The 16961-nt window shown below is 37.9% G+C and carries 8 protein-coding genes; 4 read left to right on the forward strand and 4 right to left on the reverse strand.

Going from position 1 to position 16961, the window contains the following annotated elements; genetic code table 11:
- Positions 1-8 precede the first annotated feature (8 nt).
- The 4 genes from J2Y40_RS13540 to J2Y40_RS13555 all read left to right on the forward strand — a co-directional run bounded on the left by J2Y40_RS13540 (position 9) and on the right by J2Y40_RS13555 (position 9480).
- Positions 9-896, forward strand: coding sequence for a cbb3-type cytochrome c oxidase N-terminal domain-containing protein (locus J2Y40_RS13540; RefSeq protein ID WP_309999458.1), 888 nt, complete (start codon positions 9-11; stop codon positions 894-896).
- A 292-nt stretch (positions 897-1188) separates the two neighbouring features.
- Entirely contained in the window at positions 1189-6216 is a 5028-nt protein-coding gene (locus J2Y40_RS13545) for a translocation/assembly module TamB domain-containing protein (protein ID WP_309999461.1), read from the forward strand.
- Entirely contained in the window at positions 6216-8543 is a 2328-nt protein-coding gene (locus J2Y40_RS13550; RefSeq protein ID WP_153395564.1) for a BamA/TamA family outer membrane protein, read from the forward strand. Before J2Y40_RS13545 ends, J2Y40_RS13550 begins: the two co-directional genes overlap by 1 nt.
- A gap of 1 nt (position 8544) precedes the next feature.
- Complete coding sequence (locus tag J2Y40_RS13555; protein WP_153395565.1) at positions 8545-9480, forward strand: YihY/virulence factor BrkB family protein; 936 nt, start codon at positions 8545-8547, stop codon at positions 9478-9480.
- Positions 9481-9548: 68 nt separating this feature from the next.
- Here J2Y40_RS13555 and argS read toward each other — a convergent pair whose 3' ends face one another.
- The 4 genes from argS to J2Y40_RS13575 all read right to left on the reverse strand — a co-directional run bounded on the left by argS (position 9549) and on the right by J2Y40_RS13575 (position 16803).
- The gene (gene argS, locus J2Y40_RS13560; protein ID WP_309999463.1) at positions 9549-11633 is read right to left on the reverse strand and encodes an arginine--tRNA ligase; all 2085 of its coding nucleotides are present in this window, start codon (positions 11631-11633) and stop codon (positions 9549-9551) included.
- Positions 11634-11878: 245 nt separating this feature from the next.
- Complete coding sequence (locus J2Y40_RS13565) at positions 11879-12334, reverse strand: lipocalin family protein (protein ID WP_153395569.1); 456 nt, start codon at positions 12332-12334, stop codon at positions 11879-11881.
- Positions 12335-12383: 49 nt separating this feature from the next.
- On the reverse strand, positions 12384-13844 hold the full coding sequence (locus J2Y40_RS13570; protein WP_153395571.1) for a SusD/RagB family nutrient-binding outer membrane lipoprotein: 1461 nt from the start codon (positions 13842-13844) through the stop codon (positions 12384-12386).
- A gap of 4 nt (positions 13845-13848) precedes the next feature.
- Positions 13849-16803, reverse strand: a complete 2955-nt coding sequence (locus J2Y40_RS13575; RefSeq protein WP_153395573.1) for a SusC/RagA family TonB-linked outer membrane protein — start codon at positions 16801-16803, stop codon at positions 13849-13851.
- Positions 16804-16961 lie beyond the last annotated feature (158 nt).

The following is a 16961-nucleotide window of genomic DNA, read 5'->3' on the forward strand; positions in this document are numbered from 1 at the left end:
GTAAAGCAATGAAAACGAGAACCCCTATTTCAGTATATATCGCGGCCATGATAGGCTTAACGATCATGGCGTTTGAAATGTTCGCCGGAGATTCAGGATACTTTTCTTCTCCATTTTTCTGGGCGCTGCTGTTAATTGCCGTTATCCTTCTGATGATTATGAATTCTATTGGAGATCTGGTTGAAAATGAAAGTTTCAACAGGTTATCCGAGGAACAAAAAAAACAGTATCTGGCAGAAAAAAATATTCCGTATTACCAGAAACTATGGAATTCGGCCTTTAAGAAACAGTCGGCTACAGAAGAAAAAGACATTCTTATCGATCACGGTTTTGATGGGATCACAGAGCTTGATAATTCACTTCCTAAATGGTGGATCGGTCTTTTCTGGTTCGGATGTATCTTCTGTGTGGTGTATATGACGGCTTTTGCTTTCACAGATTATGCCCACCCGGAAGCTGAATACGACAAAGAAGCGAAAACCATGCTGGCTTCCATTCAGGAATATGAGAAAAATGCTCCCCAGATCAATCTGGAAACCGCAAAATACAGTGCAGATTACATTGCAGAAGGGCAGGAACTGTTTAAAACTAACTGTGTAACCTGCCATGGTGACGGTGGGAAAGGAGGAATCGGTCCGAACCTTACCGATACGCACTGGATCAACATCAAAGAGAAAAGTTTATTTAAAAATGTATTCTGGATGCTTGAAAACGGTTCTCCAAATAATCCTACCATGAGGCCTTTCATCAAAGACGGAACCATTACGGGAAGAGATGCTGAAAAGATCGCTGCTTATGTTTACCACATCAACCAGGAAACATCACCAATTACCCAAGCTCAGGGAGGAGCTGCTCCGCAGGGTGAAGAAGTGAAGTGGGAAAACGGAAACGAATAGAAAAATTTATTATCTCAAATATATCAACTATACCACGCCCCCTTTGAAATTACACTAACATTTGAATTTCATTTTTGCTAACCTTTTCAACATTAAAAAATGATACAAAAGGGGGCTTTTAAAGAATAAAATCCAAGTCTTGGCTCGTCTTTATCAACTAATTCACTTGACGACTACTAAACTAAATTCCATAATAGGACAGCCAAGGCAGGATTTTTGCATATGCAAAATGGTACCACAACAAGGAACTAATTAATTAGTATTACTATCTTTGTTACAAACCTCATCGCATTTGAAACTGAAAATCAACACAAGAAAAATCTTAAGGCGTATTGTAATAACCTTTATTTCAATATTGGTTTTACTTACCCTGCTGATACTCAGCCTCAGACTTCCAGCCATTCAAAATTTCATCAAAGACAAACTGGTTGTATATCTTGAAAAAAAGATAAAAACCAAAGTAAGCCTTGAAAAAGTCTACATAGGATTTCCCAACAGCCTTGTGATGCAGAACCTTTATCTGAAAGGTCAGGATGTAGACACCCTTCTTGCTGTCAGAAAACTGGATGTAGGTTTAAATATGCTGAAGCTGATCAATTCCACGGCAGATATTACGTCTGTGGATCTTGAAGGAGCCCGCGCCAATGTGGTACGGAAACCGGACGGAAGTTTCAATTTCGATTATATCATCAATGCTTTTGCTACCAGCGACAAAGAGGAAAGCCCTTCCAAACCTTTTATTATTTCTCTGGATAAGATCAATTTAAAAGATATTGGCGTTACTTTCAACGACCAGCAATCGAAGAATGATATCAAATTATATTTCAAATCCTTTGATACAAGGGTAAAAACTTTTGACCTCAGCAAAAATACCTATGCTGTTAATGACATTAATCTTGACGGTCTGAAATTAAAATTAAAGCAGGACCTCATAGAGGAAGTTGCTAAAAAGGTTGAGAAAAAAGTAGATTCCCTGAACGACAAAAAACCGATGAATATTGGTTTGAGAGGAATTAAACTCACCAATTTCGATATTGATTACGGAGACGACAATACCAAAACTTTTGCTAAGGTCTTATTCAAGGAACTGAGTACCAAGGTCAACAAACTGGATCTTGAAAATAATGCCTACCATATTTCAGATATCGTGCTTTCAGGAGCAGATATCAATGCGAACCTTTATCTTCCGGCTCAGAATGCCAATCCGAAAAACACCAAGGAACCTGAAGTTTCAAAAGTTTCCGATAAGGATAAAGCGATGAAAATTATTCTTGGAAAACTCGTTCTTAACGATGTAAAAGCTGTTTACAACAATACCGCCATTGCTCCAACAAAGTCCGGAATGGATTTCAACCATCTGAATTTTTCAAAAATGAATGTGGAAGTAAGAAGCTTTAAAATGGAGAACAATACTTTTGCAGGGACAGTCAATTCAGCGGAAATTCAGGAATCGCGCGGGCTGGATATTCAAAAATTCAATACGGATTTTGTGTATGCTGAAAAAGAAGCTTACCTGAAAGATCTCTACCTTCAGACCCCGAAAACAATTCTCCGCGATGAGGTGATTTTAAATTATGACTCTATTGATCAGCTTACGTCTAATCTGGGTGTTGTAAAAATTGCAGCCAACATCAAAGATTCAAAAATAGGGTTTTCCGATATTCTGAATATTGTTCCTGCACTGCGCAGTACAGTTCCGTTCAACAAATATCCGAATGCAGTGTTGAATGTAAATGCCAATGTAAAAGGAACTGTAAATGATCTTCTGATCCAGAATTTAAAGGTTTCCGGACTGGACCAGCTGCGAGTGGCCACCTCAGGAAGGATCAAAAATGCAATGAATCCTGAGCATTTGTATTATGATCTGAGAATCGGGGAATTTTCTGCTGACGCGAAAACAGTCTTCAATTTGGTTCCGAAAAATACCATTCCGTCTACGATTTCCCTGCCGTCCCATTTCAGCATCAAAGGAAATGCAAAAGGAACGACCAAAGTCATCAAGACAGACCTCAACCTCTACTCTACTCTGGGAAATGCAGCAGTGGTTGCAGATGTTGATATGACGCGGAAAAATTATGAAAAATATAATGTAAAAGCCAATCTTCAGGCTGTACAGATCGGGAAAATCATTCAGAATAAAGATATTGGCCCTGTGACCGCACAGGTTTCAGCCAAAGGAGAAAGTTTTGATTTTAAAAACGCTAATGCTGATCTGAAAGGCCATGTTGCCTCAGCCGTATATAAAGGTTACCGGTACCAGGATATGGATCTGACCGGTACTATCAAAAAAGGAGCTTACCATATTATTCTTAACTCAAAAGACCCGAACGCCAATCTGAATTTAACTGCTTCCGGAATTTACGATGACAAAAATCCTACGGTGAAAGTCAACGGTGAGGTCATCAAATTAGATGTCAATAAGCTTGGCTTCTATGAAAAACCGATGATTATTGCAGGAAAGATCGACGGAGATTTCACTAATCTTGATCCCAACAATCTGAACGGTTATCTTAACCTTAAAGATTTTGCCTTTTCAGATACCAAAGAAGTATATCCGGTGCAGGAAGTAAATGTAAAGGCTTCTTCCACGCAGGATTCAACACAAATCATTTTCAATTCCCAGATTGCGGATGTCTCTTTAAAAGGAAAATATAAGCTTACCCAGATCTTCGGCTCTTTAATGCAGACCATCAACCAATATTACCAGTTCCAGAAGCCGGGGAAAACGGAGAAAGTAGATCCGGGGCAATTTTTCACCTTCAATGCTAAGATTAAAAATGATGATCTGATCCGGAAATTTGTACCGGAACTGAAAAGTTTTGAGACCATTAATTTAGCAGGAAACTATGATGCGGATTCTCAGAAAATAGAGATTGACGGAGCAATTCCACAGCTTCTGTATGGTGAAAATACCATTGAAAATGCCACTCTGAAAGTAACCAATGAAAATCAGGCTCTTCAATACGGTCTTAATGTAGCGGCTTTAAAAAGTTCAAGTTTCACGCTGAATAAAGTCAGTGTAAACGGTGACGTGGCAGACAATATCATCAATTACAATATTACGACTAAAGACGCCAAAGATGCCACGCAGTTCCTTATTGCCGGAAATGCAAAATCATTGAATGACATCACAGAAATTTCACTGAAGCCGGATGGTTTAAAATTAAATTACTCAGACTGGAATGTTGCAGAAAACAATAAAATCCAGATCAGCAGCAAAGGAATTTTAGCGGATCATTTCATCCTTTCCAATGGGGGCAGTGAGATTTCCCTTCAGTCAGAAAGTGAAAACCCTGAAAGCCCGTTAAATGTTTCCCTGAAAGATTTTAAAATTGAAACAATAACGGAACTGATTAAAAAAGATACGGTTTTGGCCCGCGGAACGATCAACGGAACGGCTCAGCTTCGCAATTTGACCAAAAATATGACCTTCACTTCGGATCTTAACGTTTCTGATCTGATCGTTTATGGAAGTCCTGTAGGAAATCTTGCAGTGAAAGTCAATAATACTTCACCGAATATTTTAAATGCTGATATTGCCCTTTCCGGAAATAATAATGACGTAAAAATCCTGGGTGACTACAATACTTCTTCCAGCACATTTGACCTGAATATGGCAATCAATCAGATTCAGATGAAGAGTATTCAGGGATTCTCCATGAATGCAATTACAAATACGGAAGGTTATCTTTCCGGGAATTTAAAGATCACCGGAACAGCCGATAAACCGAATATTTTAGGTAAAGTAAAATTCAATGATGCAGGGCTTGAAATTGCCAAAACAGGCAGTGATTTCAGAAAGCTGAATGACGAAATTGACTTTACCAGCCGTGGTATTGAATTTAACAGGTTTAAGATCAATGACAAGGACGGCAATTCTTTAGTCGTTAACGGGCAGGTTCTCACTCAGACTTACAGGGATTTTGCCTTTAATCTTAACGTGAATGCCAAAGATTTCAAAGTTGTAAATTCAGAAAAATCCAATGACGCGATCATGTATGGTGTTCTTGCTATTGATGCAGGGCTTCACATCCGCGGAAACCTTGATCTTCCCAAAGTAGACGGAAGGCTGAGCGTGGCAGACAATACAGATTTTACTTTTGTTCTACCGCAATCCAGTCCTTCGCTTCAGGAAAGAGACGGAATCGTGGAATTCATTGATCAGGATCAGGTGGTTCTCAATAAAACGATCAAAGCTGATTCTCTTAATGCGCAAAGCCGTATCAAAGGAATGGATGTGAGCGTTAATATTGAAGTGAGCAAGGAAGCTAAATTATCAATCATTATTGACAAAGCCAACGGAGATTTTGTACAGCTTCAGGGAGAGGCTGAACTGACCGGAGGAATTGATCCTTCAGGAAAAACAACATTGGTTGGGGTATATGAAGTGGAAAAAGGAAGCTATGATCTTTCTGTGAGTTTCCTTAAACGTAAGTTTGATATTCAGAAAGGAAGCACGATTACCTGGACTGGTGAACCTACAATGGCTCTCATGGATATTACGGCCGTTTATAAAACAGAAGCTCCTCCGATTGATCTTGTAGAACAGCAGATCAGTGGTGAAGCGGCCTCCACCATGAACCAGTATAAGCAGAGAGTTCCGTTCAATACTTTATTAAAGATGAAAGGAGAACTTCTAAAACCACAACTAAGTTTTGATATCACCACAGACGAGAAAAACAACGCGATTTCCTCTAATGTAAAAGATGTTATCGATCAGAAACTGATCCAGCTCAGAACTCAGGAATCCGAACTGAATAAACAGGTTTTTGCGTTGCTTCTTCTGAATCGTTTTATTGGTGAAAATCCATTTGAAAGCGGTGCAGGAATGTCAGCTGAAACAATGGCAAGACAAAGTGTGAGTAAGATTCTTTCCCAGCAGCTTAATAATCTGGCCTCCGGCTTAATAAAAGGGGTGGATCTTAATTTTGGTCTGGAATCTTCGGAAGACTATTCTACCGGACAAAAAAATACAAGAACCGACCTGAATGTGGATATCAGCAAAAAATTACTGAATGACAGGCTGAAAGTGACTGTAGGAAGCAATTTCGGACTGGAAGGACAGGCCCGCCAGAATGAAAATATGACCAATATTGCAGGAAATGTTTCTGTAGATTACAGTCTTTCCAAAGACGGAAGATATATGCTGCGTGCTTACCGTAAAGATGAATATCAGGTGGCTCTTCAGGGGCAGATCATAGAAACCGGGGTTGGATTTATCATTACCCTGGATTATGACAAGTTCCGGGAGATTTTCCAGAAAACCAGAGAGAAGAAACCGAAAAAGAATCAGAATAATCAAGTTGTAGAATTTAAGTAATGAACCGTAACTTCCATACCTATTGTAAATATCTGTTGATTTCCGGACTGGCATCAACAGTCATTTCCTGCAGCAATACCAGATTTCTGAAAGAGGGCCAGATGCTCTACACAGGCGCTGAAGTAAAGATAGAAAGTGATACCATCTCTAAGAAGGAGAAAAAAGAACTACAGTCTGCACTGGAAGCGAATCTTATTCCCAAACCCAACTCTACATTCCTGGGAATGCGTCCTAAGCTGTATTTTTATAATATTGCGAAAGAACCTAAAAAGGATAAAGGCTTTAATTACTGGCTTAAATATAAAGTAGGTGAAAAACCCGTATTGCTAGGTGATGTAGACCGTGAATTCAATAAAGATATTATCGTTAATTATTCTGAGAACAAAGGATATTTCAATGCGAAAGCCACCTATGATACGGTTTCTAAGAATAAGAAAGCTCAGGTCATCTATAAGGTAAGGCCGGGTGCCAGATATCTGGTGGAAGGGGTAAAGTTCCAGAAAGATTCAACTTTAGTTAATCAGGAAATTCAGAATATAGCTGATAAAACCTATCTTAAAAACGGAAGACCTTTTGATCTGGATGTCATCAAAGCCGAACGTGAAAGAATTGACAATGGTTTGAAGGAACGAGGTTTCTATTATTTCCACCCTGATAATATTATTGTACAGGCAGACAGTACCGTAAGCAAAAACCATAAGGTTGAACTTAATGTAAAGCTTAAAGATAATACTCCGGATCTGGCAACCCAGCAATTCAGCATTGATAAGGTAGTTGTATTTCCTAATTATAATATTCAGGATGTAAGAGCCGGAAAGTATTCTATTCCGATGGATAAAGATTCTCTTTCCAAATATGCTTTTGATGACATCTACGTTATTGATCCGCAGCATAAGTTCAAACCGAAAATTTTCGACAGGGCTTTATACTTTAAAAAGGGAGATCTTTACAACCGTTCCAATCATAATCTTACTTTAAACCGGTTAATCAGTCTTGGTGTTTTCAAATTTGTAAAGAATGAATTTATTGTCGCTGATTCGCTGAGTCATAAATTTGATGCTTATTATTTACTGACGCCAAGGCAGATCCAGTCACTTCGTCTTGAAGCGCTCGGAAGAACCAACTCCGCGAATTATGCAGGTAGTGAGCTTAACCTCAACTGGACCCACAGAAATTTCTTCCGTGGAGCAGAACAGTTTAAGGCATCTATTTACGGAGCTTTTGATTTCCAGATGGGCGGACCTGAAAATGCCAATAATATTTTCCGTGGAGGAACGAATGTACAGCTTTCTATTCCACGAATTGTAGCACCATTCCGTTTTCATTCTTCCAGCGAGTTTGTTCCAAGAACGAATATTGCTTTAGGCTATGAATTCCAGAACAGAACAAAGTATTATACGCTTAATAATTTCACCGGATCATTCGGATATGTGTGGAAAGAAAACGCCAGAAAAGAACATGAACTGAAAGTAATTGACATCACTTTAGTGTCTCCGGCTAAGGTTACCGCTGAGTATGATTCAATTTCAAGAAATAATCCTGCCATGCAGCGTATCGTCAAGAAGCAGCTGATTTTTGGTCCTACCTATTCTTATACTTACACGAATACGATGTATCCGAAAAAGAATACCGTTTATTATAAAGGAACGCTTGATCTCGCAGGAAACATCACAGGATTAGTTACGGGAGCGGATGTAAAAAAGGATAAGGAAAAAAAGATTTTCGGAATTCCTTTCAGCCAGTATGTAAAGATGGAAAATGATTTCAGGTTTTACCATAAGTTCACTGAAAAATCTTCCCTTGCAACCCGTTTCATCGGAGGAATTGCTTATCCCTATGGAAATTCAGAATTTATCCCTTTCTCCAAACAGTTTTTCTCAGGAGGAAGCAATAGTATAAGAGCTTTCCGTGCAAGAACTTTAGGGCCGGGAAGTTTTGATCCGAGAACAATAGATGAAGGGACTTATTTTGATCAGTCCGGAGACATTAAGCTGGAATTAAATGCTGAATACCGTGCGAATCTATATAAGTTTTTAAATGCAGCTGTATTTGTAGATGCCGGAAATATCTGGCTGATCAATAATGACGACAAAAGACCGGGAGCTAAATTTTCAAAAGAATTCCTGAGTGAAGTTGCCGTAGGAGCCGGAGTAGGGCTGAGGCTTGATTTTTCAATATTAATTTTAAGACTTGATCTTGCCATGCCTTTGAGAGTTCCTTATTATGAAAAAGGAAACCGTTGGGCATTTGACAAAATCAATTTCGGAGACCCAAGCTGGAGAAAAGATAATCTTGTACTCAATATAGCCATCGGATATCCTTTTTAATATGATTAATAATGTAAAATTTTACTGGGAGGTCCTTCAGGAAACCTTCGCTGAATGGAATAAGTCTTCCGCATCGAAAGATTCGGCAAGTCTGGCCTATTATGCTATTTTTTCCATTCCGGGATTATTGATCATTATTATCTGGATTGCCGGAAATTTCTTTGGTGAAGAAGCGATTCGGGGTGAAATCAGCCATCAGATCGGCGGCATTATGGGAACAGATGTTGCCAAAAGCATTGAAAATATGATCGCCGGTGCCCTGATTGATAAACAGAATATTGTTATGAAAACGGTAGGTGTAGGGTCACTTGTCTATGGTTCCACTACTTTATTTTTCCAGCTTCAGCATTCTCTGAACAGCTTGTGGGATATACAGTCAGCTCCTAAAAAAGCTTTAGTGAAATTTCTTCTGGACAGGGCCAATTCTTTAGGTATGATCCTTATTCTTGGCTTTTTATTAATGATTACAATGATCCTGTCTTCATTAATCAGTGTTTTTAATAAATTAATTACCCAATATTTCGGTTTTGAAACGTATATGCTGGTAGAAACCGTTAATTTCGCAGCAGGATTCGGATTTGTTATGCTCCTTTTTGCGCTGATGTTTAAGGTTCTTCCGGATGTAAAAGTAAGCTGGAGACCCGTATGGAAGGGGGCTTTTCTTACGGCTGTGCTGTTTACTCTGGGAAAATTTTTATTAAGTCTGTATTTCGGAACGGCAAAACCTACTTCCGCTTTTGGAACAGCAGGAACCGTGATCTTAATTATGATGTGGATTAATTATTCCTGTATGCTGGTTTTCTTTGGGGCAGAATTTACTAAAGTCTACGCTTATAAAAAAGGGTATACAATTGTTCCTTCAAAACACGCAAAATGGAGTGATGCCAAATTGTATGAGGAGAGGATGAAAAGAGAGAATGCAGGGGATTTAGGATGATTAGGATATTTAAATAGTGTTTTAATAAAAATAAAAAACCTCCCGAAATCATCAGGAGGTTCATTTTTTTACATTCTGTTTACGGTTCCGATTCCGAGGAGGGCCAGCGATTTTTTGATTGTTTTCGCGGTAAGGTCTGATAAATTCAGACGGAATTTTTTCACCTCTTCATCTTCAAGCTTCAGAATAATATTGCTTTGATAGAACGAGTTATAAGATTTAACCAGATCATAAACATAATTAGCTACTAATGCAGGGCTTAAAGCTTCTGATGCTTTTGCAACTACTGCTTTATAATTGGCAAGAAGCATAATCAGTTCTTTTTCATATTCATTTAAAGCCACTTCTGAAATTTGCGTGTAATCTCCTTCTGCTTTTGACAGTAAAGACTGAATACGGGCATAGGTATAAAGAATAAATGGTCCTGTATTTCCGGAAAACTCTACACTTTCGTCAGGGTTAAACAGCATTTTCTTCTTTGGATCTACTTTCAGCATGAAATATTTAAGAGCCGCCAATCCAATAACTTCATAGGAAGCTTCTTTTTCTTCATCAGAAAGTCCTTCCAGTTTTCCTAATTCTGTGGTAATTGATTTTGCCGTCTCATACATTTCCTGCATCAGATCATCTGCATCTACCACGGTACCTTCACGGGACTTCATTTTTCCTTCAGGAAGTTCTACCATTCCATAAGAAAGGTGATATAAATGGTCTGCCCATTCGTAACCTAATTTTTTCAGGATTTTAAATAAAACCTGGAAATGATAATCCTGTTCGTTTCCAACAGTATAGATCAGTTTCTGAATATCATTATCTTTAAAACGCTCTACTGCTGTTCCTAAATCCTGTGTCATATACACAGAAGTACCATCGGAACGTAACAATAGTTTCTGATCAAGACCTTCATCGGTAAGATCGCACCACACTGAGCCGTCTTCCTTTTTGTAAAGAACTCCTTTGTCAAGCCCTTCCTGAATAAGATCTTTTCCAAGCAGATAAGTATTGCTCTCATATTGAACCTGGTCAAAATCAACTCCTAGTCTCTTATAGGTTTCATTGAATCCTTTGTATACCCAGGAATTCATTTCTTTCCAAAGATCTCTTACCGTTTGGTCACCGTCTTCCCAATCCACAAGCATTTTCTGAGCCTCTTTCATTACTTCGGAAGAAGGTTTGCAGATCTCTTTAAGATTAGACTTTTCAGCTTCAAGTTTACCCTCAGCTTCTAAAACATCTCTGAAAATGGCAAGAAAGGTATTACCCTGTTTTTTGATCAGTTCAGTTTCTTCTTCTTTTACTGATTTTACTACTAAGCCGGGTATTTTAGATAGAAGCAGATCATTTTCCAAAGCGTCCTTTAAATGAATCTCAAACTGGGGATGAAGATTTGAAACTTCGCTATAATCCAGACTGTTGAGCAGTTCTTTTTGATTTGCTTCAAGGGTATCTATTTTATCATTTAAGTTGGCAACTTCTACCTTCTTATTGGTATCAAAAGTGTCAAAGCTATTCTTTCTGAAGTCTTTATAGATCGTATTTACCTGTCTTTTCAGTTCTTTATCAAACTCTACATAATAATTTCCGACAAATTTATCTCCTTTTGTATGGGTTGTTTCCGGAGTTTCTCCATTTCCGAATTTTTCCCATGCCAGCATAGATTTACAGATATGAATTCCTCTGTCGTTAATAATTTGAGTTTTGATAACGTCATATCCAGCTTCTTTTAAAATCTGTGCTACAGAAAATCCTAAAAGATTGTTTCTGATGTGCCCCAGGTGAAGCGGTTTATTCGTGTTCGGTGAAGAGTATTCCACCATTACAGTAGAATTTTTCTTTTCCACAGTATCAAAATCTCTGTTTACGGATCTGAAGTTATCCACAAAAAACTGGTTATTAACTTTAACGTTAAGGAAACCTTTTACCACATTGAAGCTCTCAAACAAGTCTGTCTGCTCCGTTAAGGCCTCACCTAATTCCACCCCGATGCTTTCAGGGTTTTTCTTCAGCTGTTTTACCAGGGGAAATGTAACAATGGTAAAATCGCCTTCAAATTCTGTTTTATTTTCCTGAACTTCCAGATTGATGTCTTTTAACTGATATACATTTAAAATAACCTCCGAAAGTTTTTCTTCTATACTATTTTTAATATTCATGTCTGTAATGATTTTTCCAAAGGCTTATATGGAATCACCTTATCTGATCTCAAAATTTCGAAATACAAATTTAGTGAAATAAAAAAGACTTCATTGACGAAGTCTTTAAATTTTTGAATTAGGGATTAAGGCATCCATCATCCCATCTCCGGTATTCTCTAAGAACAGTATCTAAGATAGCTGAACTCTCAAAAAATGAAAAAGTTTTATTCCATAAAAAAACCACCCGAAGGTGGTTTTATCTATTATAGTTCTCTTTTAAAAACTAAGACAGCTTCATCATTACCAGGCTGATTATCTAAGTTCTTACTATTATCACGAATTCTAAGTTCGGTTGTTGAATAGGTTTTAATTTCCTTTCTCATGGTTTTATCCAGACCTTCTTCATCGGTATATTCAAGAGTCAGAACGTTATATAATTTATCATAAGTCCATTTCCCTGTAAAAGAATCAACAAGCGTACAATCATCTGTAGTAGCTGAAGACTCATACCTATCATAAACTCCTGAGAAGTCATTGTTAATTACGATCAACCCTTTATCCTCACAATCATTCAGCATAATGTTTTTGCCTCTGAATTCATACTTATAGGGTCTCCAGGTTCCGTTGACAGTTACCACTTCATCAACAACACTATTATCACTATCACTGGAGCAGGAAATTACTCCCATTAAAAGAAAAATTCCAATAAAATATTTCATAAAATAAGTTTTTTCGGCAAAATATTTGTCCGACGATTATTAGTTTAGTTTAAAATTTATCCCAAAATATCTTTGTAGATACTTTATCTCCCCCAATTTTAGATGCTGCAGCAGTAACGTTAGCATTGTTCAGAAGGTACTCCTGATCGGAATAAAGCATTCTGATTGGAACGGCTTCCGCTCTGGAGTTTGAAGGATTTACAAATACCGGAAAATCTAGTCTTCTTGCGAAATCCCAAGCCTGGAAACCTTTATTGAACATAGCAATCCAAGCCTGTTCTCCAATAGATTTTTTCCAATTTACCACATCATATGGATTTGCTGCAATATAGGTTGCTGCATTTGCATTACTTACCCCATATTCATCCATTGACGCTTGGATAGCTTGAGTATACAAAGTTGGTGCAGCACCTCCTACGCTAAATCCTCTTTGTGCTGCTTCAGCTCTCAAGAAGGTAATTTGTGTATAATCTAATAAAAATCCCTGAGCATTTTCTCCTGAAATAGCATTTGTAAAGTGAGAGAACTGACCAAACACGTTTTGTCTGGCATATCTGCCTCCTACATAATCACCCCCTATTGTTGTAAACCAAATAGCTCTTCTTGGATCACTTTTAGCATTCATAAAGTTAATTAAAACATCTGAAGGAACAAAATCATTTCTACCAGATTGAATCACGTCCTGATAAACAGGATTAGATAATAACCCTGAAGGGAATGTTTGTAGTCCGAAGTTATCAAGTTTATCAACAAATAAACCACCAGTAAAAGCAGCCTCGGCATATGTTTTAGCCAAAGCAGGTTCAACATCTGCCAGCGTAACAGCCATTTTAAACTTCAAAGAATTTCCCATTTTCTTCCACTTCACCATATCTCCTTTATAGATAAGATCTTTATCATATCCTGTCTCAGAAGTATTAATCAAAGCAAGAGCAGCATCAATTCTTTTAATCAGGTCTAAATAGATTGTCTTAGCATCATCATAAGGAATTTCAGCATTTCCTGGATTTTCAGCGGTTGCCTTTAATGCACCAAAATAAGGGATATCTCCATAAGTATCAACTAAATTAGCCCAGGCATATACATTTACCAATTCAATCATGGCAATGTTATTATTTTTTTGCACAGGACTTCCTCCTTCTGACTCAAGAAATCTTCTTGCATCCCTTAATGCCGATAGTACGCCTGGTGAAGGAACTGTGGCAGAAGAAGATGACATCATACGATTATAATGGTTTCTAGGTATATTCCTGGTTTTGATATCATATCTGGACTCCCCAGTATATGTTGTCTGTGACCATTGCTGAGTAAAAAACCGGGTAACATTACGGTTAACACTAACGTTCAATATCTGGTCAAGCAGAACTTGTTCAGCACTCGCAAAAAGTACACCGGAAGGAACTTCTGTTGGGTGTTTAGGATCTTCATTTAGTGACGTAATTTCTCTTTCACACGAAGTAAAAGCCAGTGCTAATGAAGTAAAACCTATAATTAAAAATATTTTTTTCATTTTTTTAGAATTTTAAAGTTATATCTATCCCTATATCACGAGTGGTAGGTAGCACCCCAATAGACTGTCCTTTGGCAGCTAGTCCATTACCTGTTCCGGCTTCCGGATCAGCGTAAGGCAGGTTTTTATGAATAATCCATAAATTTCGCCCTACGATAGATATTTTTGCATCTCTGATAGATGTATTTGCTAATATTGATTTTGGTAAGCTGTATCCAATACTCGCTTCTCTCAACTTCACATAGGAAGCATCATAAACAAACCTTTTATCTGGCATAACATCGTATCCGTCTACACTTCCTGCACTGGTTGGATCTCCAGCAGGTGTAGTATTAATACTTCCGTTTGGATTGACACCCGGATTCACAAATCCGTTTTCTCTGTAATCAGCTGTCTCTTGGTATAACCCTGTTGCTATTCCATAAGCCATATCCGGAGAATATACATCCCCGCCCTGTTTCATATCAATAAGGAAGCTTAGAGAAAAATCTTTATAGCGGAAGCTGTTTCTTATTCCTCCTACCCAATCAGGGGTAATATTTCCAATTACCTGATTATCATTGATTAAATAATTACCTGTTGTAGCATCTACAATTTTATTTCCATTAGCATCATACTGATAATCTGACCCAACCAAAGCTCCAAATGCTTGTCCTACACGGGCATTCAAAGAAACTCCGTTCTGATAGGTTGCCATTAAGTAGTTTTGAGAATTTCCATTGAGTTTAATTACCTTATTCTCGTTTTTAGACCAGTTGACATTAACATCCCAGGTAAAATTATCGGTTTTGAATGGTGTTCCGTTCAATTGCACTTCTACCCCTTTATTATCAATCTGTCCGGCGTTTACCAGGAATGTTCTATATCCTGTTGCAGAAGAAACCGGTAAATTCATAATCTGATCAAGAGTCTTTGTTTTATAAATAGCCACATCAAATCCTAATCTGTTTCTGAAGAATTGAGCTTCCATTCCAAATTCCACTTCCTTAGACTTCTGCGGCTTTAAATTTGGATTAGCAAGGAAAAATGGTTGATCAAATAAACCTTCACCTCTTGCTTTGAAAGTATTTACTAATCTGTAATTGGTAGTAGAAGAACCTACTTCAGCATAGTTTCCTCTGATTTTCCAGAAGCTTAACCATGGCTGTTTAACAAATTCTGAAAGGATAATAGCTCCTGTAACAGAAGGGTATGAATAGCTATTATTATCTTTTGGCAGGTTAGATGATTGGTCGACACGGAATGTTCCGTCAACAAATAAGAAATTTTTATAACCAAATGATGCTGTCGCATATAAACTTGAAGTCACAAATTTGGCATAATTTTCATCAGGAGGTAATATTGTTCTCACAGAATTAGAGATGGCGAACAAACCAGGCTTTGAAAGGCCTCCTTCTGTGCTCATAAATATATTGTCAATTAAATTTCTTCTCACGTTTCCTCCTGCAATACCACTCACATTCAGATCAGGAGTAATGTCAAATTTGTAATTGGCAAATAAATCAAAGTTCATCTCGGTATTCTTTACATTGGTTCTTGAGTATCCTGAACCTACGTTCAATCCGGATGCACCAAACACCTGAGGTAGGGAGCCGTTCATTAATCTTTCTTCTACAACCATCTGTAAATCATCGTAAGACAGCTTACCTGTAATTCCGAAGTTCTTGGAAACGTCGTATTTTAACTGTGCATAGCTGAATATCCTTGTTCTATCGTCAGACTGGTAACTCTGATATCTTTGAAAATAAGGGTTGTTCCAATATTGTGGTGTTGGATCATCAGATGCCGATCTGTTCCATGAAAAATTGCTATGTCCATTGTTTTCATAGGCATTTCTTAGTGCTACAACATCTACATTCGTTTGCCACCATTGCCTGAAACCTGAAACAATATTATCTGAATACCCTGTTTCATTTCTTCCTTTGGTACCCTGAAGGGTTAACGTTGTGAATACGGAAGCATGAAGTTTGTCTGTAAAGTCGTGGTTAAACTTAGCAGAGATTGTATTTTTTTTCAACTCGGAGTTGGGCATCAGACCATTGGAAAGCATATTTGAATAAGATAAAGACAAGTTGGAAGTCTTGTTTCCTTTTTCAATGGTGATGGAATTAACATATGTGACTGGTGTTTCAAAAAATTTGATCGGGCCGTTTTTAGCGGCTACCCAAGGGGTTGCTTTCCCATAGTTTGGTGATGAAGGATCATATGAATCCCACTGATAAACCAGAAGATTAGGGTTGAAAGCAGGTCCGTAAGAGGCATCATCAACAAAGTTGGCATAATTATATCCTCCAGGTCCCGGATCTTCATTCCAGGATTCTCCTCCATATCCGGCACCATATTTGGTCTGATATTTCGGGAAAGTAGATTTATCAATAAATCCAGCTGTGATTCCGGAAGTTAGAGTAACTCCCCAGCTGCCATCATTACCTCCTCTTCCACTTTTTGTAACGATAAGGATAACCCCATCACTTCCTCTCTCCCCGTATAGAGCAGATGCCGCTGCACCCTTCAGTACGTTAATGGATTCGATATCTTCTTGATTGATATCTGACAGAAAGTTACCATAATCGAATATGGAACCTGCCACAGTATTATTATTTACCGGTGAGCCGTCAATAACAATAAGTGGAGATCCACCGGACAATGATTTGTATCCTCTGATAAGTAGATTGGCAGATCCGCCAAAGTTGTTGTTGGTATTTACCTGAAGGCCGGCTACCTTACCTGAAAGAAGTGATGCTACGTTCCCGGTATTCGTTGTCCCACCGGTTAATTCTGCAGCTTTTACTTCCTCTGAAGCATATCCTAAAGATTTCTTCTCTCTTTTAATCCCGAGTGCGGTTACTACCACACCCTCGATCTCCTTTGCTTTTATGGTATCCTTCTCCTGAGCATGAACTACAGCAATTGAAGAGGATACTACCAAAGCAAGAAGACTTGTTGTTAGTTTCTTCATATCAAATTTATTTTGTGACTGTACAAATTTGTAAAACTTTATTAAAATCACAAAGCAAAATGTGAAAAAAATATCAATTATTCAAAATTTATTATTTTTTACAACTTTTAAATTATTAAATTATGTTAAAATCAAATTATTTAACAAAGACACATCAT

This window comes from Chryseobacterium sp. 2987 (genome assembly GCF_031456375.1).
Classification (GTDB): Bacteria; Bacteroidota; Bacteroidia; order Flavobacteriales; family Weeksellaceae; genus Chryseobacterium; species Chryseobacterium vaccae.

Coding starts and splice junctions, on each gene's coding strand:
- J2Y40_RS13540 (WP_309999458.1), top strand. CDS start 9: ATGAAAACGAGAACCCCTATTTCAGTATATATCGCGGCCATGATAGGC.
- J2Y40_RS13550 (WP_153395564.1), top strand. CDS start 6,216: ATGAACCGTAACTTCCATACCTATTGTAAATATCTGTTGATTTCCGGA.
- J2Y40_RS13555 (WP_153395565.1), top strand. CDS start 8,545: ATGATTAATAATGTAAAATTTTACTGGGAGGTCCTTCAGGAAACCTTC.
- argS (WP_309999463.1), bottom strand. CDS start 11,633: ATGAATATTAAAAATAGTATAGAAGAAAAACTTTCGGAGGTTATTTTA.
- J2Y40_RS13565 (WP_153395569.1), bottom strand. CDS start 12,334: ATGAAATATTTTATTGGAATTTTTCTTTTAATGGGAGTAATTTCCTGC.
- J2Y40_RS13570 (WP_153395571.1), bottom strand. CDS start 13,844: ATGAAAAAAATATTTTTAATTATAGGTTTTACTTCATTAGCACTGGCT.
- J2Y40_RS13575 (WP_153395573.1), bottom strand. CDS start 16,803: ATGAAGAAACTAACAACAAGTCTTCTTGCTTTGGTAGTATCCTCTTCA.